Source organism: Periweissella beninensis (assembly GCF_016908275.1).
GTDB lineage: Bacteria > Bacillota > Bacilli > Lactobacillales > Lactobacillaceae > Periweissella > Periweissella beninensis.
In genome coordinates, this window is record NZ_JAFBDN010000012.1 from 21251 (window position 1) to 44517 (window position 23267).

Consider the following 23267-nt stretch of genomic DNA (forward strand, 5'->3'; position numbering starts at 1 on the left):
AATGGCTGAAAAACCAGAAGTAAATGAAGCAATGGCTGGTGTACCAAAAACACCACAAGAAATAAATGAACAAGATGTTGTTGTCAGTGCGCCTTCAACATTAAAGACAGTTATTCGTGAGTTTAAACAAGATAAAGTTGCGACAGTTGCCCTGATATTACTAATAGTTTTATTTGTGGTTGTAGCAGTCTGGTCTTTCTTTATTCCTAATAGTAAAGTGACTGATGTTAATATCATGGATCAATATTTGCAAATGGGAACTAGTGGACATATTTTAGGAACTGACGAACAAGGCCGTGATTTATTATTAATGTTGATTGCATCGGCTAAGAATTCGCTATTTATTGCCTTAATGATTACAATTATTGGTCAAGTTTTTGGCATAATTTTTGGGATGATTACCGGTTATTTTGGTGGAATTGTCGATACGATTATTATGCGAATCATTGATTTTTGGACAGTTTTACCATTTATGATGATTATTATTGTCTTAGTTTCAATTGTTTCTAAGTACAATATTTGGACGTTAATCGGAATTATTGGCCTTTTTTCATGGCAAGGAACCACCCGTTTAATTAGATCAAAAGTACTTTCTGAATCAGATCGTGACTATGTACGTGCTTCAAAAACATCAGGATCAAGCAATGTAATGATTATGTTTAGAGAGGTTTTACCAAATTTATCATCAATTATTATTGTTGATTCAACCTTAACATTTGCTGGGAACATTGGGATTGAAACAACGCTATCATTCTTAGGCTTTGGTCTACCAAATGGGACCCCTTCATTAGGGACAATGATTTCAGCGGCAACCGATCCAACGGTTTTAGTTTCAAAAGCTTATGTGTGGGTGCCAGCTGCGGTCTTCATTATCGTTATTACCGTAGGTATTTCGTTTGTTGGTCAAGTATTACGTCGGGCATTTGACGCTCGTCAACGGCTAGGATAAAACAATACGATTAAATTAAGATTAAAAAATAATTAAAAAACAATTGCAAAAGCTAATTGCTTCTGCTAAGATAACAAACATAGATGTTTTACTTTACTAATGTATCTTAGCATTTGATAAATATTATTTTAAAAGAAAGTAAGGAGATTACTGGGATGAAAAAATCTACAAAGTATGTTATGGGATTTGTTACAACTGCCGCTTTGTTTTCAGCCGTGCTTGCAGGTTGTGGTAACAAAAGTGCCACAAAGACAACTGATGCTACAGTTGGTAATTTGAAAGTATCATATACTAATAATGCGAAAACTGTTAAAAATGGTACATTAAATGTTGCGATGGTACAAGATACACCGTTTCAAGGTATCTTTGCATCTGAACTTTCAAATGATGCGGCTGATAGTTACTTAGCAGAACCTGGAACTGCCGTAGGGGGCTCTATTTTTAAAACAAATTCACAATTTAAAATTGTGAACGGCGGAGCTGCAGATATTAAACTTGATAAAAATGCTAAAACAGCGACAATCACTTTACATAAAAATCTTAAATGGTCTGATGGTAAAGCCGTTACAGCTAAAGATCTAGAATTTGCTTATGAAATTGTTGCCAACCCAGCCTATGGGTCACAACGTTACACAGATTCTTTAGCTAATATTGAAGGTTTAGCAGAATTCCATAATGGTAAAGCTAAGTCAATTTCTGGAATTAGTTATCCTAAGGGTCAAAATGGTAATCAACTTAAAATCCAATTCAAGAAAATGACACCAGGTATGTGGCAATCTGGTTCTGGTTACTATCTTGAATCAGTAGAACCATACCACTACTTGAAAGATGTTAAACCAAGTAAACTTGTATCATCTAAGCAAGTTCGACAACAACCATTGTCATATGGTCCATACAAAGTTTCTAAAGTGGTATCAGGACAGTCTGTAACATATGTACAAAATCCTTACTACTATGGCTCAAAACCTAAACTTAAACAAATTACAATGAGTGTAGTTTCGACTTCATCAATTGCAGCAGCACTTAAGGCTAAGAAATATGATATTGCCTACGAGGCACCTTCAACAGCTTATCCTTCAGTCAAGGCATTAAAGGATTATGTCCAAACTGGGCAAAAATCATTGACGTTTAGTTATATCGCCTTTAATTTGGGTCACTACGACACGAAGAAATCTATTAATGTGATGGATCGAAAGACACCACTACAAAATAAGAGTCTTCGCCAAGCAATGGGATATGCAATGAACGTTGATGCGGTTAATAAGAAATTTAATAATGGTTTAGCAACACGCGCTAATTCAACAATTGTACCAGTCTTTGATAAGTACAATGATAAGAGTGTGAAAGGCTACCCATTGAACATTAAAAAGGCTAATAGTCTATTGAATAAGGCAGGCTTTAAATGGGATTCTAAGCACCAATATCGCTTAAATACTAATGGTAAAGCATTTAAGTTAGTATACCTAGCTCGTTCAGGTTCAGCTAATTCCGAAGCAGTGGCACAAAACTACATCCAACAATGGAAAAAAATTGGGGTTCACGTGACACTTTATCATGATCGCTTAACTGACTTTAACACTTGGGGTCAAATTATGACTAATGGTAATAACCAAAACTGGGACTTCACTGGTGGGAACTGGTCAGTAGCTTCTGATCCATCACAAATGGATTTATATTCAAAGGGAGCTCCATATAACTTTGGGCACTTTACCACAGCTAAATTAACTAAGTTGTTGAACGATATTGATTCAACTAAGGCAATTGATTCTAAAGTTCGGCAACAGGCTTTCTATAAGTATCAACAATATATGCAAGATCAAGCAGCAGTTATTCCAACATCATTCTCACTTGACTGGTACCCAGTTAATAAGCGAGTAGTTGGGTGGACAAATGATCATGCGAATGATCAAAGCCGTTGGGCTAATTTAGCTGTCTCAGCTTCAAGTACTAAGTAAATTTTAACAAGTTAATAGGTTATTAAATAGTTAAAATAAAGCGGCCGTAACCAATTATAATTTGGGCATGGTCGCTTTATTTATATAGTAAAGTGAGGGAAAATAATGGTCCGATTACAAGATGATTTTTACACAGCAGTTAATGAAGAATGGTTAAAAAGTATTAAGATACCAACCGATCGGCCACGGATTGGTTCATTTGATGAAATAGCGATTAAGATAGAACAGCAAGAATTACATGATTTTAAGGGAATGCTTATTAGTCAACCGGAAGGAATGTTAGGCGAATTTATCAAATATTATCGAATGGCTTCTGATTGGGAAAACAGAGCTCAATTAGAGGCGCAACCGCTAGTACCAGTCTTAAAAAAGATTGAAGAATTAAACAGCTTAAAAGATTTACAAGCAAAGCTAGTCGAGTTTGAATATCTTGGCATTGATAATCTATTACCACTATATGTGGAACAAGACATGAAGAATACCAGTCAAAATATCTTGAATTTTGGCTCATTTTCGCTAATTTTACCGGATACAACGTATTATACAAAAGACAATAGTGACGCTCAAAAACTAATTACTGCGTTCAAAGATAGTACAGTTAAGTTATTGACAATGGTTGGCTATCGGCAACTAGAAGCTGAGCAAATCGTTGCTGCAGTAATCACTTTAGATAAGCAAGTTGCACAATTTGTTCTTTCAAATGAAGAAAAAAGCGATTATTGGAAACTATATAATCCAATGGAGTTTAGCAAATTTAGCGAACAAATTAAGTTCCTTGATATTAATGCCTATTTAAAAGAATTAGCAGTAGCACCAACAATTGTTAATGTTAGCGACTTAAAATTTTGGCAAAATTACAATGAAATTGTTAATGAAGATAATTTTGCAGCATTAAAGGCAACCTTGATTGTGGAAACTGTTCAAAATTTTGCAAAATATTTGAGTAATGAAATTAGAATTCAGGCCAGTGAATATAGTCGTATTTTAAGTGGGACTAAAGAAGCTCAAGTAACAGATAAAGCAGCGCTTAATTTGGCCAAAAGTCCTTTTTCACCGGTGGTTGGGGATTATTATGGGCGCAAATATTTTGGTCAAGCTGCTAAAGATGATGTATTGAAAATGGTAAAAAAAATGATTACCGTTTATGAAAACCGTTTAAGTAATAATACGTGGTTGAGTAATGATACTAAAGCGAAAGCTAAATTAAAGCTTAGCAAAATTGGTTTAAATGTCGGTTTTCCAGACAAAATTCCTGATCGATATCAGCAAAAAATTGTTAATGAAAAAAAATCAATTCTTGAGAATGCATTAAAGTTTATTAAAATTGAAGTTAAACATCATTGGAATCAACTTGGAAAGACACCAGATAAAACCGAATGGGAAATGCCCGCGGATTTAGTTAATGCTTACTACCATCCATTTCATAATATAATCGTGTTTCCAGCGGCTATACTACAAGCTCCTTTTTATAATTTAAAGCAGGCGACATCGGCTAACTATGGTGGGATTGGTGCAGTAATTGCTCATGAAATTTCTCATGCATTTGATACTAATGGAGCACGCTTTGATGAAAATGGTAATTTGAATTCGTGGTGGTCTTCAGCTGATTTTAAAGCATTTGAGCAACGGTCAGCAGCGATGGTGCAAGAGTTTGATGGCTTAACTAGCGGTGGGGCAAAGATTAATGGGCATCTAGTTGTTTCTGAAAATGTCGCTGATTTAGGCGGGCTAAGTGCGGCTCTGGAAGCTGCCAAAACAGAAGCTGATGTTGATTTAAAAGTGTTCTTTAATAATTGGGCCACGATTTGGCGAAATAAAGCATCAGTTGATTTTTTGAAATTAATGGCAAGTATTGACGTACACGCACCAGCACAATTAAGAGCCAATGTACAAGTGACTAATTTTGCTGAATTTTTTGAAGTTTTTGGAATTACGGAAAATGATAAAATGTGGCGAAAACCAACCGATCGAGTGCAAATTTGGTAAATAAAAATAAGTCATTTATGAGTTTTGATATAACTTATAAGTGGCTTTTTTGTAATTAAATTAATTAAAAATTAATACAAAGTAAGGTAAATGTTGTATACTAGTTAGATTGGAATAAATAATGTTTTTATTTTATTTGAAAATTAAATGGAAGTGGAGGCTGACATGGAAGACAAACAGGAAGTTCAATTGAAAAGGAATTTAGGTCTATCATCCGCACTGTCACTGGTTGTAGGAACAGTGATTGGAGCCGGAATATTTATCAGACAAGCAACAGTGCTAAAGGAAACCGGTTCAACTTCCATGGCCTTACTTGCATGGATTATAGGTGGTATTATTACTTTAACTGGTGGTTTGACAGTAGCTGAAATTGCAGCGAAGTTACCGAAAGCAGGTGGCTTATATACGTATATGGAAAATGTATATGGTCGTTTCTGGGGCTTTTTATCTGGTTGGATGCAAGTTATCGTTTACGGACCAGCTATGATAGCATCACTTTCGATTTATCTAGCAATTTTAATTAGTGACTTTTTTAATATTAGTAGTCAATGGCAAACTTTAACCAGTTTATTAGTGATGATTATTATCGGTGGTTTAAATTTATTATCAAACCGCTATAGCGCTTTTTTTGCGATAACATCAGTGATTGTTAAAGTAATTCCAATTGCGGCGATTATTTTATTTGGCCTTTTTTTTGGAAATGAACATGCGATAGGTGCAAGTATTCAAACAGTGCAAGCACATACCGGCAATTTTGGTGTTGCGATTTTAGGAACATTATTTGCATATGATGGTTGGATATTGGTTACTAATTTAGGTGAAGAACTAAAAAATCCGCGTAAAATGTTACCTAAAGCCATTATTATAGGCATTACATTAGTTATTGCAGTTTATACATTAGTTACTTTTGCCGTTTTTAAAACAATTAGTGTTGAGGCAATTTATCAACAAGGTGATAATACAGTATCTTATATGGTTACTAAAGCATTTGGTGTGTTAGGTGGTAAATTACTCTCAATTGGGATTATTATTTCAATTGCTGGAACAATCAACGGTAAAATTATGTCTTTTCCTAGGTTAATGTATGCGATGGGCCGTGATCGTGAGTTACCTTTCTATAAACAAATTGGGCGTTTAAATATGAAAACGCAATCACCGATGAATGCTACATTAGTAACATTAATGTTAGCTATGATTATGATGATATTTTCAAATGCTGATTGGTTATCTGCAAAAGCTGTTTTTATTGTTTATGTTTTTTATGTAATGACATTTTTTGGAATTTTTATTTTACGGAAACGGGATGGTTTAGATAAAACAAAGTTTACCGTACCGTTGTACCCGTTAACACCGATAATTGCAATCGCTGGAGCTGCTTTTGTAATTTATAATGAAATTGTAACGGATGTTGAGGGTGTTTTAATTTCTGGAGTATGTGTGTTGTTAGGAATTCCTGTTTATCTGTGGCAAAACAAAAAGACGACAGTCAATAAATAATTAATACGAAAAAAATAGATGAAAAGCACCCCCGCTATTGGGCCAAGATCCAATAGCGGGGGTGCTTTTCATCTATGGTAGCATAATTTTTTAATCTTAACACATCGGATGTACGTACTGGCTATTACCAAACTTTGTTATAGGATCACTTTACTAAATAGACACGTTCATCAATTAAATCAAATGTTTTATAATTTTGATTAAGGACAAATGGTTCTTTTAACTTAGCGATTTGCCAAAATTCACTTGAATTAGTCGCTCCATTTTTCTCACCAATCACGATTAATTGTAGGTGAGGATATGATTGTCGAATGAGGTTAAGTACCGCTACATCGATGGGGATACCATCTGGTGACCAAGCCATAATAATGTATTTAACATGGTGACCATATTTTTTAATAGCTGAAAGGGCATCTAAAGGTTCAATGGGTGTAAAAGGATGGCGACCAGTATTATTCTCACTTTTCCAGGTTGTATCATCAGTTGTATAAACTAGTTGATGTGGTTTCTTTTGCATAAGACTAGCACTTATTAAACCATTACCAGCCATAATCTCTAAAACCGGCTGATTATTAAGAAATTGCGCTAAATCATTAATGAACGCACTATTGATATAAGCCCAGACACCATAATGTGCGGCTAAATAATCCCGATAGTCACGTAATAATGCATCTAAAGCGGGCAAATTGTTAGTCATTTTATCCCAAAGTGCATCACCAGTCGGATCACCTAACGCATAATTATTATTGATATAATAAACGATAGTATCTTGAATATTATCTGGTAATAGTAATGGTGGTAATGGTTGAGGCGTGCGACCATTGCTTAGCATATTATCAGCTAAAAGTATTTGGTTAATTAAGTATTTAATAGGTCCGATGTCATTAAAAATAGTTAAATAAAATTTTAGCTTAGTGATATATGTTGAAGATTCTTGTAAAGTAGATGGAACTGTAAACTGTCTTTTTAATTTTTTAAGTTGTTTGTTGTTCATAAATGTTAATCTAAATTCCTTAAATGTTTAAATCTAATTCTTCTTGTAAGTTAGCTTTATTTAAACTATCTCTTGAATTTTTACCATGAAAATAACCATTAATTAATTGAAATATTTCATAACGATCTTTATTACTTAAATTTGTCTGATTGAAGGTTAATTGCGAGCCAGAAAGAAAAAGCATTGCTAAATCGACTTCTTCATGATCAAGTTTACCAACGAGATAATCTAATGAAACTTCAAAAAAATCAGCTAATTTACGAACTTCGATATAAGAAGGAGTGCGAGTGCCGCGCTCCCAATTACCAATTTGTGAAGCGGTATTAGGCTTTTCGGTTAAATCCAAGTGTTGGTTTAACGCCTGGGCTAGTTCTTCTAAGGTTATATGGCGTCCTCGCCGTAAAGCCCGTAAACGTTCAGAAAACATAGTTATCCTCCCTACTAATATCGTGCTTAATCATCCTAAATAAATTGTTCACTAAGCGTAAGAAACTCATTAATATCTTGGGCAATTATATCGATAGCAGCTTGCCAAAAATCGGGTTTGGTTAGGTCAACACCCAGGTGTTTTTTAGCTAATTCTTCGGTTGACATATTAGCTGTATCACGTAGTAATGCAATGTATTGTTCTTCAAAATCACCCGTCTTTTTAGCCAAAGCATAAATACCTAGACTGAATAAATAACCAAATGTATATGGAAAATTGTAAAAAGGAATATCATCAATATAAAAATGTAGTTTACTTGCCCAAAAATGAGGATGATATTTATCAAGACTATCAGCAAAGGCTGTTTTCTGAGCATTTAGCATTAAATTATTTAATTCATCTGGACTAACTAAGTGATCTTGACGAGCTTTATAAAAACTTATTTCAAATAGATAGCGGGCGTGAATATTCATTAGCATAGCAACGGGATTGTTTAGTTTAGCGTCTAATAATGTTAACTTTTCCGCGGCATTTTTTGCTTCTTGAACTTTAGCATCATTGACAACTAGTTCAGCAAAAGTTGAAGCAGTTTCGGCAACGTTCATTGCGTAATTACCACGCCAAAATGGTAAGTCAGTTAAAACTGATGAGTGAAATGCATGCCCAAGTTCATGGGCAATCGTTGAAGCATCATTTGGCGAGCCCGTAAAAGTTAAAAAAATACGGGATTCACCTAATTCAGGAACACTCTCCATATAGCCACCTGGTTGTTTGCCAGGGCGATTTTCAGCTTCAATCCAACGATTTTCAAAAGCTTTACGTGCTAAACTAGCCATTTTAGGTGAAAATTGTTCAAAATTAGTAATAATAAATTTGGCAGCATAATCATAGGTTATCGTAGGCGCTTGGTAGCCAGGAACCTTGATAGGTGCATAAATATCCTGAAAACCAAGCTTTTTTTTACCAATTAATTGTGCTTTACGCTCAAAGTAAGGAACAAGGATAGATTTGTTAGCGGAAACCGTCTGCCACATAGCATCAAGGGTGGCCTTACTCATACGATTTAAGGCAAGTGGTTTTTGCAAAAAGTCTTTAATATTGTGACTAGCATATTCAGTTAAGCGAAATCCAGCCAAATGATTTAATGTATCTGCGACTAGTCCTTCAGCTTGCGCCCACATATTTTCGTAATTAGTAAGGAGTTTTTCACGAACAGCGGCATCTGGATAGCCTTCTAAATGATTGAGAGCTTGACCAGCTGAGATAGTTGTAGTTTGGTTGTTTGCATCAGTAAATGGCATAGTTAGGCTAGCAGCAATTGTATCATAATGGCTACTCCATGCCGAAAGGCCATCTAACTCGAGTTGTTTTAAAAGATTTTCAGTATTATCATCAAGTAATTCAACGGCTTGCTGCCGCATTTCTGTTAATGCAAAGGCAATCGGTTTGATTGTAGGTAACTTCAAAATTATTGCCCAAGAATTAGGTTCAATTTTGGCTAAAAGCTGTTTGAATTTACCTAGCGGTTGCGCATAGGTTGCTTTTAAGACGTTAATTTCAGCAGCTTTTGCACTTAAAGTGGTATTGGAAAAATCATCAGAAATAAGGGCATTTACAAAAACACTAGCTTGCAATAAGCCAGCTTCAATTTTTTGTGCTAAAGTCGTTAAATCAATGAAATTTTGATAATTTGGCTGATCGTTGCTTAAGTTATAGTTAGTAATTTTTTGCGAAAAATCAGCAGTTTGATCGGTAATTAAAAGGAGCTTTTTTTTAAGCGTTGGCGATGAGATACCACCAGCAAAGATGTTTTCAAGATTCCAATTTTGTGAGTATGCCATAAATCTAATCCTCCAAGAGTATGCTAGAAATTATTATAACATTTTAATATAATTAAAGGTTAGTAAAAAAGATAGTATCTGCATAAAGAAAGTTGTATAATTTTTTATTGTTTGTTAATAGGGTTAACTAATAAAATATAGAATATAAGGAAAGCGATAAGATGACGAAGAAAAGAAAAATAATTACTATGATAATAGGCATTATTAGTGTGATAATTATCAGTTTATTTGGAGCGGGCATATATTTTTTTCATGTTGCTGAAGTACGGGCACCAAAAACATTCATTAATAATCAAGCTATGAAGCCGACTAATTCACTTTATAGATATGAACAGGAGTTTAATAAGTTAAAAAAAACCACTTGGCATCAAATGACACCAGGTGGCTTGAAATTAGATGCATGGTACGTGGCTAATCCACAAAAAACGCATAAAACAATAGTTATTGCCCATGGTTTTGCAGGGAATAAGCAAAAAATGGCAGCATATGGGGAGATGTTTATCAAATTAGGTTACAATGTCTTGATTCCAGATGATCGTGCTGCAGGTAGTTCAGCGGGAAAGTTAATTGGTTTTGGTTGGAATGATCGTAAAGATTACGTTCGATGGATTCACCAAATCGTCAAAAAAGATTCACATAGCCAAATTGCCATATTTGGGGTATCGATGGGTGGTGCCACAACAATGATGACGGCCGGTGAAAAATTACCAACTAATGTAAAAGCATTTATTGAAGATTGTGGCTATGATACTGTCAAAAATGAGATTGCATATCAAGCTGGGGCAATGTACCATATTCCAGCTTATCCGCTAGTCGATATTGTGTCATTAATTTCTAAAGTGAGAGCTGGCTATACATATGGTGAAGCTAGCTCAATTAAGCAATTACACAAAAATACTCGGCCAATGTTCTTTATTCATGGAGGAGCAGACAATTTTGTGCCAACCAAAATGGTCTATAGAAATTATGCGGCCACACAAGGCCCTAAAAAAATATGGGTTGTTCCAGGTGCGAAGCATGCCAAATCATTTGAAACAGCGCCAAAAGAGTACCAAAAGAAAGTTGGTAATTTTTTAGCTCGATACATGTAATACTAGAAATATAATATAGCTTAAAATAGTGATAAATACTGACATGAAGGCTAAAGTTTGAATGACTTTGCTCTTTTTATCAGAATTTATCACTATTTTGATTATTGTTTAACTAAACTTAGCTACTAAGGGTACGTAGTTGGGTTCGTTCAGGGAATGTTTTATTGATTAAGGTGTTTAAACTATACATCTTACGGTGCCCATTTAAGGATAGACGTACATATAAATAACCACGACCATGAATACTTGCTTTAATAAACTTAGTGTTCCGTAGATGACCTCGAGCATCAGTGGATTGCTCACGATAAATAGCACCATCAGCATTCATACTATAAATGCCATTAAAACCTGGAATAGGTCGTAAATTATGCATATAAAAACCTCGGTTAGTTTAAATTTAAAATTAAAGTTATCTTTAAATAAAAGTATAACGGTAAAACACGAATTATACAAGCGATTAATTTCTTTTATATGGCTAAAATACGAAACATTCTAAACGTTAGCGACGATTTCTAAGATGTTTTCTTCAGAATCATGAACTTTAAAGCTCACCTTATTTTTAGATGTAATTGGTGTTTCAAGTAAAGGAACAAAATAGCTAGTTAGATGATTTTGAACGCTATCTGCATGATCTTTAACATGAATTTTTAGTGTAGTTGGCTTAGCATCAATGAATTTAAGCGGTGCTTGTTCAAGAACTAGCTGTTTTAGTAAAGAAGGTGTTGAGACGATTTGAATGTCAAAAACCTCGTGATAAAAACGAAAAGCACGGGCTTGGTTTTTAACGGGAATAATATGAGAACTAATTTTTTTAGGTTTCATTTTAAGAACTCCTTATAGATAATTTATTGGTTTAAGTATAGCATGGTAATATTAAGTAATTATATGAAATCTGTGGTAATTGAATAAGAAAGAGAGAAGCAAGAGAAGTTTATGGCATTATTAGAAGTAAAAGATCTATCAATGAGTTATGCAGAGAAGCAGTTATATAGTGAAGCAAGTTTCCAGCTGAATAAAGGTGAACATATGGGGATTGTTGGCCAAAATGGTGCTGGAAAGTCGACATTAATTAAAATATTAACTGGTAAAGTGTTACCATTGAATGGCCAAATTTTATGGCAAAAGAATCTTAAGGTAGGGTATCTAGATCAATATGCGGATATTCCTACCGGAATGAATTTAATTACGTTTTTACATACCGCTTTTAATCATTTATATGACTTAGAGCGCCAAATGACCGAGTATTACAGTGAATATGCGCAAAACTTAGATGAAAGACTGTTACAACGTGCTGGTAAAATACAAGAACAGCTAGATAGTGCTAATTTTTATGAACTTGATACTGAAATTGAACGGATTATTAGTGGGCTAGGATTGGAGGCAATTGGTCGTGATCATATGATTAGTGAAATGTCTGGTGGACAACGCTCAAAAATAATTTTAGCTAAATTACTGTTAGAAAATGATGATGTCATCATTTTAGATGAACCCACTAATTACTTGGATACAAACCATATTGAGTGGTTAATTGAATTTTTACAAAGTTTTGCAGGGGCGGCAATTATTATTTCGCATGACTATGATTTTTTAGAGCAAGTTACTAACACGATTGCTGACATAGCCTTTGGTAAAATTACAAAATACCGTGGTAGTTTTCAACAAGCAATGCGTCAGAAGACAGAAAAACGTGATGCACAAATGCGGGCATTTGAAAAGCAACAAGTGGAGATTACTAAAGCACAAAAATTTATTGCTAAAAATAAAGCAGGCTCAAAGTCTAATCAGGCAAAGTCAAGGGAAAAAATGTTAGCAAAAATGGATATAGTAACGCCACCAGATGAAAAATTACGGGCAAGTTTTAATTTTCCATATTTAAATAGTGGTTCGCAAAATGCATTAACAGTTAAAAATCTATCAGTTGGTTATGTTACACCGTTGTTAATGCCCGTTACGTTTAGCATGTCACATGGACAAAAAATTGTTTTTAAAGGCTTTAATGGTGTCGGTAAATCAACATTAATTAAATCTATTTTGGGAATCATTAAACCACTGACAGGTGAAAGTACCTTTTCACCATCAGTAAAAGTTAACTATTTTAGTCAAGACTTAGTGTGGGAAAACGAGCAAGCAACCCCATTAGCGATTATGCAAAATGCTTATCCGTTATTGGAACCTAAAACAATTCGGACACGTTTAGGGGCAGTAGGTATAAATGCAAGCAATGCAGTCAAGCCTATTGGTCTATTATCTGGAGGAGAACAGACCAAAGTTAAATTAGCATTAATGGAGTTAACACAAGCTAATTTTTTAATTTTAGATGAACCGACTAACCATTTAGATGATGATACTAAAAAGGGTTTAAAAGAGGCTTTGCAAAAATTTTCAGGTAATTTAATTCTAGTATCTCATGAAGCAAGTTTTTATCAAGGATGGATTGATAAAGAGCTGAATGTTGAAGGTTTATCACTAAAAAACACGAGAAATAAGAGGTGAAAAATGCGTTATCAGTCAATTGAAATTACCAATATGATTATGATTGAAAATCCAATTACAAGAGAAGTATTGGTTGAAAATAGAATTAATCCAAAGTGGCCAGGAATAACGTTTCCAGGAGGACACGTTGAAGTTGGGGAAACGGTGGTAGAGTCGGTTATCCGTGAAGCATCTGAAGAAACTGGGCTAACCATTAGTAAACCTAAATTTTGTGGAATTAAGGAATGGCCATTAGCAGACGATGCAAGGTATATGGTATTTTTGTTTAAAACAGAAAATTATGTTGGTGAATTGAAAGCATCTCGGGAGGGCCAATTGCAGTGAATGACTCGTAAGGAATTACTACTACAAAATTTGGCTACTACATTTAAAGAAATGTTACCGGTTTTTGATGATGAGAATATCGCAGAATTAGCGTTAAAAAGAACTCATGAACATGATAAATGGGAAATAAATTGGCAATAATAAAATAACTTTATTAGGCCTGGTGGCTTAATTGAGGTAAGATAATTCTATTAGATCAACTAATGAAAAATTTGTGAAATTGAGGAAGATGGCGTGAATTTATTAGTTAAACATGGAAAAAAGTACCGTTGGGATATCTTAGGGGCATTTATATCAATTACACTAATGGCGGGCGCTACTTTGTGGCAACCTAAATTATTACAAAAAGTGATAGAAGCAATTTTGAAGAATGATAGCAGTCAAGTTGATAAACTAGGACTTCAACTAGTAGGAATTGCGCTGTTAGGTTTAATTGGTGGAGTAGTGAATACAATTTTTGCAGCTAAGGTTGCGCAAGGGTTAGCAGCGGATATCAGAACAACTGTATATAAAAAAATTCAAAGTTTTTCATTTGCAAATATTGAAAAATTTTCTACAAGTAATTTAGTAGTCCGCTTAACGAATGATGTTAATCAAATTCAAAACTTGGTAATGATGTTTTTACAATCTTTATTGAGAATTCCAATTCTCTTCATTGGTTCTTTAATTTTAGCAATATATACCTTGCCTAAACTGTGGTGGGTGATAATCATTATGATTATTTGTATCATTTTAGTTGCACGCATGTCGTTCAGTCGGATGGGTAAAAATTTTGGTAAAATGCAAAAAATTATCGATCGTGTAAATACATTGGCGAAAGAAAATTTGGTTGGGGTACGAGTCGTAAAATCATTTGTCCAAGAAAATAATGAGATAGAAAGATTTACGCAAACGTCAGATACCATGCGTGATTTAAATATTACAATTGGTAATTTGTTTGCAATTGTGATGCCAGCATTTATGTTGGTCGCTAATTTAACAATTGCGGCATCAATTTTTTTGGTTGGGAATATTGTTGATACAGATCCGAGTGCCTTGGCCGCAGTGACATCATTTATTAATTATTTGATGCAAATTATGATGGCTATTATCATTGGTGGTATGATGATGACATTTGCTTCGCGGGGGATGGTATCTTTAGGGCGACTTAAGGAAATTATGGTAACCGTAAATGATTTAGAGTATAAGGATGTACCAGATATTGCTATTAAGGGGAGCATTAGTTTCGAAAACGTGGTGTTTACGTATCCAGGTGATGAGCAACCAACTTTAAAGAATATTACTTTTAGCGTAAAGGCGGGTGAAATGGTTGGAATTGTCGGAGCAACAGGATCAGGTAAATCAACTTTAGCGCAGTTAATTCCGCGCTTATTTGATCCTACGAGTGGTACGGTAAAAATTGATGATATCGATCTAAAAGAGATAAACGAGCACAGTTTAAGGAAAGCTGTTTCTTTTGTCTTACAAAAAGCAATTCTTTTTTCAGGGTCAATTGCAGATAATTTGCGACAAGGACAAGCAAATGCTGATGATAAAACATTGCGAAAAGCAGCTGAGATAGCTCAAGCAACTGAATTCATTGAAAAATTAGATAATGAGTTTGAGGCACCGATTGAAGAAAGATCCGCTAATTTTTCAGGTGGACAAAAGCAACGGTTATCAATTGCCCGGGGAGTAATTAGCAACCCTAGAATCTTAATTTTAGATGATTCAACCTCAGCGCTCGATGCCCGCTCAGAAAAATTAGTAAAAGAGGCGATTGACAAAGAACTAGCTCAGACAACCACAATAATTATTGCTGAAAAAATTTCTTCAGTTATCAATGCAGATAAAATCATTGTTTTAGAACAAGGAAGAATTGTTGGAATTGGTTCTCATCAAGAACTAGTAGCGACTAATCCAATTTATCAAGAAATTTATGCAACCCAAAAAGCACGGGAGGTTCAGTGATGCAAGATTTAAAAGGTGGAATTACTTTTTTTGTAACTTATTTAAAAAAGTACAAACTAAGCTTACTGTTCGTTGTTATGCTAACAATAGCGACAACATTTTTTCAAGTTAAGGCACCGATTTATATGGGACGTGCGATTACGGAATTGGCAAAATATGTTGCTATGTTAAGTAATCCTGCGACCCATGGACTAGCATCAAAAACAAATTTTCATCATGCACTATTTCTAATGTTAATGTTTTTTATTTTTAATGCAGTAGCAATGCTGTTATCTAGCTTTATTATTAGTAGAATTACCGGTTATTCAACCAATGCAATGAGAATTGGTTTATTTGCTAAATTACAAAAATTAACAGTTAAATATTTTGATTCTCATCAAGATGGAGAAATACTATCACGCTTCACATCGGATTTGGATAATATTTTTAATGCAATGAATCAAGGGTTATTTCAACTATTTTCAAATATTACATTAATGATTGGAATTTTGATTATGATGTTTAATGAAAATGCGCAACTAGCTTGGGTGACAATTGCGTCAACACCGATTGCCATATTAATAGCAATACTTATGATTAATCGGGCTCGTTTTTATGTAAACTTACAACAGGATGAGGTTGGTAAGCTCAATGGCTATATTAATGAACAAATTTCAGGTGAGAAAATTATTATAACCAATGGCTTGCAAAAAAAATCGGTTGCCAAGTTTGTAGAATATAATGAGCGAGTACGGCAAGCAACATTTAAAGGACAGGTCTACTCAGGGATGTTATTCCCGTTGATGCAAGGAATGTCATTAATTAATACAGCAATTGTGATTTTCTTTGGATCATGGTTAGCGTTAAATGGAAATCTGTCACAGGCAACTGCATTAGGATTAGTAGTTATATTTGTACAGTATTCACAACAGTACTATCAACCAATCACCCAATTAACTTCGATGTACAATACTTTGCAATTGGCTTTAACTGGGGCACGTAGAATTAATGAAGTGCATCAGCAACCAAATGAACCGCGAAATGGTGTTGATAAAAACTTTACGGATATTCAAAAGGCAGTTACATTAAAAGATGTAAAATTTGGTTATAATGCTGAAAAAGAAATTTTACATGGTATTTCTTTAAATGTTGATAAGGGGCAGATGGTCGCATTAGTAGGACCTACAGGATCAGGTAAAACAACGGTGATGAACCTGTTGAATCGTTTTTATGATGTGACAGAGGGGCAAGTGCTATTTGATGGAGTTGATGTACGTGATATATCCTTAACAAATTTGCGAGAACAAGTCGGGATTGTTTTACAAGAATCTGTTCTTTTTTCAGGAACAATTCGTCAAAATATTAAATTTGGGAAGCCGGATGCAACAGATTTAGACATGATTGCTGCTGCAAAACAAGCAAATATTCATGAATTTATTATGAGCCTCGAAAATGGTTATGATACGCATGTATCAGATGAAAATTCCGTTTTTTCAACTGGGCAAAAGCAATTGATGTCAATTGCAAGAACAATTTTAACCAATCCTAGGTTACTAATATTAGATGAAGCAACTTCAAACGTCGATACTGTCACCGAAGCTAAAATTCAAAAAGCAATGGATAACGTTATTCAGGGGAGAACGAGTTTTGTGATTGCCCATCGATTAAAGACGATTTTAAATGCGGACAAAATTGTTGTCTTGAAAGATGGTAATATTTTAGAAGAGGGCACACATACGCAGTTGCTCGCCGAAAATGGATTTTATGCCGAATTGTACAATAATCAAATGGTTTTTGAATAGTTCAGAAAAAAGGATGTGTAATGTGCATATATTACACATCTTTTTTCATATCACGGTATAATATAAATTGTAAGGAAATTATTTCTTAAAAGAAAGTTGAGGATAAATTATGGATTATCAAAAAATTTTGGTAGGTGTCGATGGATCTCAACAAGCAAAAGCTGCCTTTGAAAAGGCAGTCGCAATTGCACGCCGTAATAATAGTGCACTAGTAATTGCTAGTGTTTTAAATGTTGATAAGTATGTTGGAACAAGTATTGGTTTGGGCAAGGCTTATATTAATGAAGCCGTTGAAAATGACTTAATTGCAGATTTACAAAAATTAGTCGATGGATATGTACAAACCGCACGTACTATGGGAGTAGCAAATGTTGAAGGTGATGTTGTAAGAGGTAATTCAAAAATTGCGTTGGCGGAATCACTAGTGGATAAGCACAATATTGACTTGGTAGTAATTGGTGCAACTGGGACTAATTTTGTTTCAAGAATCTTAATTGGTTCAAACACACAGTATGTTGTGCAAAATGGTACGGTAGATACGTTGGTTGTACGCGCCCCCAATACGGTTAAGTAAAAGATAAATAGCTAACTAAATAATGATGACTGTATTAGATAGGCATATTAAAAAGGACTGAATTTTTAAAATTCAGTCCTTTTCATTTTAGCTATTTGCAGTTTATGTTTTTGGCTAAAGTAAAAATACATTTATCGATATTTAGCTAGTTCTTGATCGATGATAGCTAAAACGGCTTGTTGGTTTTCAACTTGCTCTAAATCATATTTTTGTAAATCAATTTTTAACTTGGGTGAAACGTCATAGTTATCAAACCAAGCTTTATAGGCACTCCACATTTTAAAGTAATAAGCACGAAGCTCTTGATTATTGTCAAATTGTTCGTAATCACGGCCTCGTTTACGAATACGATACAAAATTGTATCAAAGTCAGTTTCTGCGTAGACCATTAAGTCGGGGGCTTTTTTAGGCAACTTTTGTAACTCGTTCATCATGTTATCTAATAATGTCATATAAACGTCTAATTCTGTATCTGAGATATTACCCTCTTTATTATTTTCCTTTGTAAAAAGTGCATCCTCATAGATTGAACGATCAAGGACATTATTATCATCAGCAAGAGCAGCTTTAATCATGCCAAATCGTTTATTTAGAAAATAAATTTGTAATAAAAATGCATATTGCTTAGGATCCTTGTAAAAAAGTGGTAAAACGGGATTTTCACCTACGGGTTCATAAAATGCTTGTGTTCCAAAGTGTTCGGCAATTAGTCCCGTCAATGTTGTTTTACCAACGCCAATCATTCCTGCTGTTATTATCACCATAATACCCTACCTTTATCTGAAAAATACTTTAATAATTGTAGCTGAATTTGACCCTAACTACAAATAAGAATATTCTAAAACATAAATTTTTAAATCTTTTAGTTGATATAACTTGCTTTAAAAGGGAAAAAGCGTAAAATAGCTTTGTTATTGAAATAATAACGATTAAACATGATTTTTATGGATTAAAAAAGACATAGGAATTTAAGGAGATTAAGAATTATGTGGCGTTACTTAAAACGGCTAATAATTGGTAAGCCATTGAAAACCTTAGATGAGGGTGGACAATCATTATCAAGATTTAAAGCATTAGCACTGTTATCATCAGATGCTTTATCATCAGTAGCGTATGGAACTGAACAAATAACAACTGTTTTGTTAGCAGTTTCAGCAGCAGCGCTTTGGTTTCAAATTCCAGTTGCTATTTTAGTATTAATTTTATTAGCAGCAATTACGTTATCTTACCGAATGATTATTCATGCCTATCCTGGTGGTGGTGGCGCCTATATGGTATCTTCGACCAATTGGGGACGTGAGTTAGGATTAGTCGCAGGGGGCTCATTGCTAGTTGATTATATGCTAACAGTTGCAGTATCAGTAACAGCAGGAACACAAGCGATTACATCAGCAATTCCAAGTTTAAGGGATGATGTTGTACCATTAGCAATTATTATTGTACTTTTAATTATGTGTTTAAATTTACGTGGTGTTCGAGAATCTGCATCATTTTTGACCGTGCCAGTTTATTCATTTGTTGTAATGATATCTTTAATGATTGTTATTGGTTTATTTAATATTGCAACTGGACGTGTTCCCTTTCAAGAACCGATGGCAATTGGTCACGCATTTGGTGGCATGAGCTTAATTCTTTTCTTGCGCGCTTTTTCTAGTGGCTCATCTTCACTTACTGGGGTAGAAGCAATTAGTAATGCTGTTCCTAATTTTAAAGAACCAAAGCCACATAATGCCGCTGCAACTTTATCAATTATGGCAATTATTTTGGGCTTTTTCTTTGGTGGTATTACATTTCTTTCATACTGGTATGGAATTAGACCAAATACTGATGTGACTGTATTAGCCCAAATTGGTATTAAAATTTACGGACACGGGCTCCTATTTTATATTTTACAATTTGTTACCGCTATGATTTTAGCGGTGGCAGCTAATACAGGATTTTCAGCTTTTCCTATGTTAGCTTACAACTTAGCAAAAGATAAATTTATGCCACATATGTATATGGATAAAGGTGATCGTTTAGGTTATTCGAATGGGATCGTTTCTTTAGCTGTAGGAGCAATTATTTTAATTCTTATTTTTAATGGCCAAACTGATCGCTTGATTCCTTTATATGCAGTGGGTGTTTTTGTCCCATTTACTTTAAGTCAATCAGGGATGGTAAAGCACTGGTATCGGCAACGTGGAAAGTTTTGGTTAGGTAAAGCGTTCATTAATATGATTGGAGCGTCAATATCTGGGGTTTTAGTGGTAATTTTATTTATGCTACATTTTGGTAATGTGTGGCCTTACCTTATTATTATGCCACTACTAATTGGGATGTTTTTGAAAATTAATAAACATTATCAAAACGTTGCTAAGCAATTAAGGTTAGTTTCTCAACAACCAATCGTAAGAAAAGAATACGCTGGTTCAACAGTTGTTGTGCTGGTTTCGAATGTAACAAGAGTGACGGCAGGGGCCATCGATTATGCACGCTCAATTGGTGATTATGTGGTAGCAATGCATGTTTCTTTTGATACAAATCCGCATAAGGAACATCGAACTGCCGAAGAATTTAAACTTGAGTTTCCTGATGTGCGGTATGTCGATATTCACTCTTCATATCGTTCGATTGCTGCACCAACACTCAGATTTGTAGATGTTATTGCTAAAAATTCCAAAGAACGTAATTATTCCACAACGATTATTATTCCACAATTTACACCTAAAAAAGGTTGGCAAAATATTTTACACAACCAAACTAGCTTACGACTGAGAACGGTCTTAAACAGTCGTGATGACATCACCATTTCCACATATTACTATCACTTAAAAGAGTAAAATTATATAATAAGAAAATCAATTTTTGCAAATAGTCAAAGAGCATGATGAAAATCAGTTCTTGGCTATTTTTTTAATGAAAAAAGTATTTGATAGGACAAATTAAATTTAATTTTCTTTTGATCATCATTAGATTTTGTTTTATAAAAAAGAATGCTAACTTAAATATTAGTCAGGATCAATTGTTTAATGTATAAAAATATATAAAAATAAACGTTAAATAATTTGTGATTTATAGAATTAATGCTAAAATAGCATTTAAAAGTTGGTTATTTAGCAATTTAAATGCTAAGTATTCGCTTTGTTGTTATTTTAATAATTAACTTTTCTGGGGGGAAAATCTTATGTATATTAAAAACATCAATCAAAACATGTTGCAGGAATTACGTAAAAAAACGTATTTTAAGGATTTAACTGATGCACAATTTGCAATAATTAGTCGAGATATGACATATCATGAGGTAAAAAAAGGGCAAGTTATTTTTGAACAAGGGGCACCAATTTCACGATTATATGTTATTTTAAACGGTTTAGTAGAATTAAATGAATTGGATTTTGATGGTAATGAATTTTTTCACTATGTTGGACCAGAAAACTTATATCCACTATCTGCAATTCCAAATGATAATGATGAATTTCAGGCTACAGGGGAAGCACTTTCTAATTTAGAATTTGTAACAATTAACTTGAAAAACTATCAAAAATTTGTCGCTGCTAATAGTAAATTAGCGCATACTGTGATGTTAAATATCTCACGAACGATGAATGAGTACAAAGATCGATTAGCGGAGTCGATGATTTTTGGTACTGGGGAACGAATTATTAAAATTTTAAGTAATTTAGCAATTCAAATGGGACAATATGACCAAAATGGTAATTTAAGATTACCGTTCAAAACATCGTTTATTGATCTAGCAAAAATATGTGGAACAACGAGAGAAACCATGAGTCGGACTATTACTGAGTTAACACAACAAGGAATCTTAATGTTTAATCACAAACAATTAACAATGATTCAATGTGATGCTCAGCTACAGGAAGTTTTTTAGTGCTAGGAATGGCCGATTAACATTTACATACAAAAAAGATTACGACAAGTATTTCAATAGAAAATTGTGCTAATCTTTTTTATTTCTAAAGATTTGATGTAAATAGGGCCATTTGTGATGGTGTGCTTGAATAATAAAAAAGATGTATTGTAATTATATATGTTAATAAAATCACAAACTAGGAGAATTATTATGACGAAAGTAGCGATGATTACCGGAGCAGGGCAGGGAATTGGAGAAGCAATTGCGAAAAGATTGGCTAAAGATGGATTTGCAGTTGCGTTGGTTGGACGAACAATCGCCAAGACTGATCGAGTAGCTCAAGAAATTAGAACTAATGGTGGCACTGCAATTTCAATTAGTGCTGATGTTGCTAAGCGTGAACAAGTATTTGAAGCAGTTGAGGAAACGGTTCGCCAATTAGGCGATATAAACGTTGTTATCAATAATGCCGGTGTAGCACCAACAACACCTATTCTTGACATTACACAAAATGATTTAGACTATACTTGGAACATAAATGTTGGCGGCATTGTTTGGGGAACACAAGCCGCAGCCAAGAAGATGATTGAACTTGGTCATGGTGGTAAAATTATCAATGCAACATCACAAGCTGGCGTTGTAGGGAATGCAAACCTAACTGCCTATGGATCAACAAAATTTGCAATTCGTGGTATTACACAAACAACTGCTAAAGAATTAGCTGAGTATGGAATAACAGTTAATGCATTTGCACCAGGCATTGTGAGAACACCAATGATGAATGATATTGCCCAACAAGTTGCGGACAATGCTGGACAAGATTTTGAATGGGGGATGCAAACTTTTGCCAAAGATATTACATTAAAAAGATTATCGGAACCAGAGGATGTTGCCAATGGTGTGGCATTTTTAGCCGGTAAAGACTCGGATTATATTACTGGACAAACATTAGTTGTTGATGGTGGTATGGTTTTCCATTAATGTGTAAGTAAAAATTATAGATAAGTATAAGTTTTATAATATTATGCCCGTGTTAACGACGTTATGCTAAAAGTTAGCAAGTCTTCATATAGAGAGAAAGTTACGTAATTTTTTTATGGTAACGTTCCTTTATATGAAGGCTTTTATTTTGAAGCTGTCTGTGAGAAGGCCAATGGATAAACACGATTGGTTGTTAATAATTAAGGAAATCATTACTTTAAGGCCAATTGTTAATGGAAATTACGTTAAATTAAATGATGGAAAAATTTTTACTTCTATAAATTATGGTATTATTTTGTTAGCTGATGAAAAATAAATTAAAAAAAGGCTTGCTAAGTTTATCAAATAAAGGTATTATATAAAAGTTGTCAAAAGCAAAATAGCTATTTGTTAAAATGTTTAATATAGCAAAAAAAGTTATTGACATATAAATGTTAAAGTGATATTATATTAAATGTTGACGTGTGAAACGTCATCAAGTAGATCTTTGAAAACTGAATAAAGTTTTGACAATCAAATGTGTAAGGGTCTTAGGATTTGTACCTAAGATATACAAATTTGCGAATGTCAA

21 protein-coding genes are annotated in these 23267 nt (G+C 34.0%); 15 read left to right on the forward strand and 6 right to left on the reverse strand.

The window, feature by feature from the left end; all coding sequences use genetic code 11:
* Position 1 precedes the first annotated feature (1 nt).
* The 4 genes from JOC59_RS05745 to JOC59_RS05760 all read left to right on the forward strand — a co-directional run bounded on the left by JOC59_RS05745 (position 2) and on the right by JOC59_RS05760 (position 6387).
* Entirely contained in the window at positions 2-949 is a 948-nt protein-coding gene (locus JOC59_RS05745) for an ABC transporter permease (RefSeq protein WP_375792769.1), read from the forward strand.
* Positions 950-1104: 155 nt separating this feature from the next.
* Positions 1105-2904, forward strand: a complete 1800-nt coding sequence (locus JOC59_RS05750; protein WP_205143846.1) for an oligopeptide ABC transporter substrate-binding protein — start codon at positions 1105-1107, stop codon at positions 2902-2904.
* A gap of 105 nt (positions 2905-3009) precedes the next feature.
* Positions 3010-4890, forward strand: a complete 1881-nt coding sequence (locus tag JOC59_RS05755) for a M13-type metalloendopeptidase (protein WP_205143847.1) — start codon at positions 3010-3012, stop codon at positions 4888-4890.
* A gap of 165 nt (positions 4891-5055) precedes the next feature.
* Entirely contained in the window at positions 5056-6387 is a 1332-nt protein-coding gene (locus tag JOC59_RS05760) for an APC family permease (protein WP_205143848.1), read from the forward strand.
* A 145-nt stretch (positions 6388-6532) separates the two neighbouring features.
* Here JOC59_RS05760 and JOC59_RS05765 read toward each other — a convergent pair whose 3' ends face one another.
* Genes JOC59_RS05765 through JOC59_RS05775 form a run of 3 tightly spaced genes read right to left on the reverse strand, consistent with a single transcriptional unit; the run spans position 6533 to position 9649 of the window.
* Positions 6533-7381: an SAM-dependent methyltransferase gene (locus tag JOC59_RS05765; protein WP_205143849.1), complete on the reverse strand. Its 849-nt coding sequence runs from the start codon at positions 7379-7381 to the stop codon at positions 6533-6535.
* Between the two features lie 19 nt (positions 7382-7400).
* Entirely contained in the window at positions 7401-7808 is a 408-nt protein-coding gene (locus tag JOC59_RS05770) for a helix-turn-helix domain-containing protein (RefSeq protein WP_205143850.1), read from the reverse strand.
* Between the two features lie 35 nt (positions 7809-7843).
* Complete coding sequence (locus JOC59_RS05775; RefSeq protein WP_205143851.1) at positions 7844-9649, reverse strand: M3 family oligoendopeptidase; 1806 nt, start codon at positions 9647-9649, stop codon at positions 7844-7846.
* A gap of 161 nt (positions 9650-9810) precedes the next feature.
* Between JOC59_RS05775 and JOC59_RS05780 the strand changes: the two genes are divergently transcribed.
* The gene (locus tag JOC59_RS05780) at positions 9811-10740 is read left to right on the forward strand and encodes an alpha/beta hydrolase (RefSeq protein ID WP_205143852.1); all 930 of its coding nucleotides are present in this window, start codon (positions 9811-9813) and stop codon (positions 10738-10740) included.
* Between the two features lie 118 nt (positions 10741-10858).
* On the opposite strand, the gene JOC59_RS05785 is transcribed toward JOC59_RS05780, so the two are convergent.
* Both JOC59_RS05785 and JOC59_RS05790 read right to left on the reverse strand, forming a co-directional pair.
* The gene (locus tag JOC59_RS05785; RefSeq protein WP_205143853.1) at positions 10859-11113 is read right to left on the reverse strand and encodes a hypothetical protein; all 255 of its coding nucleotides are present in this window, start codon (positions 11111-11113) and stop codon (positions 10859-10861) included.
* Positions 11114-11232: 119 nt separating this feature from the next.
* Positions 11233-11562 carry a VOC family protein gene (locus tag JOC59_RS05790; RefSeq protein WP_205143854.1) on the reverse strand — a complete coding sequence of 110 codons (330 nt, stop codon included), beginning with the start codon at positions 11560-11562 and terminating at the stop codon, positions 11233-11235.
* A gap of 111 nt (positions 11563-11673) precedes the next feature.
* Between JOC59_RS05790 and JOC59_RS05795 the strand changes: the two genes are divergently transcribed.
* The 6 genes from JOC59_RS05795 to JOC59_RS05815 all read left to right on the forward strand — a co-directional run bounded on the left by JOC59_RS05795 (position 11674) and on the right by JOC59_RS05815 (position 17862).
* The gene (locus tag JOC59_RS05795) at positions 11674-13233 is read left to right on the forward strand and encodes an ABC-F family ATP-binding cassette domain-containing protein (RefSeq protein WP_205143855.1); all 1560 of its coding nucleotides are present in this window, start codon (positions 11674-11676) and stop codon (positions 13231-13233) included.
* 3 nt (positions 13234-13236) lie between these two features.
* Positions 13237-13557, forward strand: a complete 321-nt coding sequence (locus JOC59_RS05800) for an 8-oxo-dGTP diphosphatase (RefSeq protein ID WP_420875268.1) — start codon at positions 13237-13239, stop codon at positions 13555-13557.
* Positions 13558-13698: an NUDIX hydrolase gene (locus tag JOC59_RS09550; protein WP_420875269.1), complete on the forward strand. Its 141-nt coding sequence runs from the start codon at positions 13558-13560 to the stop codon at positions 13696-13698.
* Between the two features lie 93 nt (positions 13699-13791).
* Positions 13792-15507: an ABC transporter ATP-binding protein gene (locus tag JOC59_RS05805; protein ID WP_205143856.1), complete on the forward strand. Its 1716-nt coding sequence runs from the start codon at positions 13792-13794 to the stop codon at positions 15505-15507.
* Entirely contained in the window at positions 15507-17288 is a 1782-nt protein-coding gene (locus tag JOC59_RS05810) for an ABC transporter ATP-binding protein (protein WP_205143857.1), read from the forward strand. The genes JOC59_RS05805 and JOC59_RS05810 overlap by 1 nt, the downstream gene beginning before the upstream one ends.
* Positions 17289-17397: 109 nt before the next feature.
* Entirely contained in the window at positions 17398-17862 is a 465-nt protein-coding gene (locus tag JOC59_RS05815; protein ID WP_205143858.1) for a universal stress protein, read from the forward strand.
* Positions 17863-17993: 131 nt separating this feature from the next.
* Here JOC59_RS05815 and JOC59_RS05820 read toward each other — a convergent pair whose 3' ends face one another.
* A complete protein-coding gene (locus tag JOC59_RS05820; RefSeq protein WP_205143859.1) occupies positions 17994-18626 on the reverse strand; it encodes a deoxynucleoside kinase in 633 nt (210 codons plus the stop codon).
* A 222-nt stretch (positions 18627-18848) separates the two neighbouring features.
* Between JOC59_RS05820 and JOC59_RS05825 the strand changes: the two genes are divergently transcribed.
* From JOC59_RS05825 to JOC59_RS05840, 4 genes are all read left to right on the forward strand, one after another.
* Positions 18849-20684, forward strand: a complete 1836-nt coding sequence (locus tag JOC59_RS05825) for an APC family permease (RefSeq protein WP_205143860.1) — start codon at positions 18849-18851, stop codon at positions 20682-20684.
* Between the two features lie 344 nt (positions 20685-21028).
* Entirely contained in the window at positions 21029-21733 is a 705-nt protein-coding gene (locus JOC59_RS05830; RefSeq protein WP_205143861.1) for a Crp/Fnr family transcriptional regulator, read from the forward strand.
* Between the two features lie 192 nt (positions 21734-21925).
* A complete protein-coding gene (locus JOC59_RS05835) occupies positions 21926-22696 on the forward strand; it encodes a (S)-acetoin forming diacetyl reductase (protein ID WP_205143862.1) in 771 nt (256 codons plus the stop codon).
* 172 nt (positions 22697-22868) lie between these two features.
* Entirely contained in the window at positions 22869-23012 is a 144-nt protein-coding gene (locus tag JOC59_RS05840; RefSeq protein WP_205143863.1) for a hypothetical protein, read from the forward strand.
* Positions 23013-23267 lie beyond the last annotated feature (255 nt).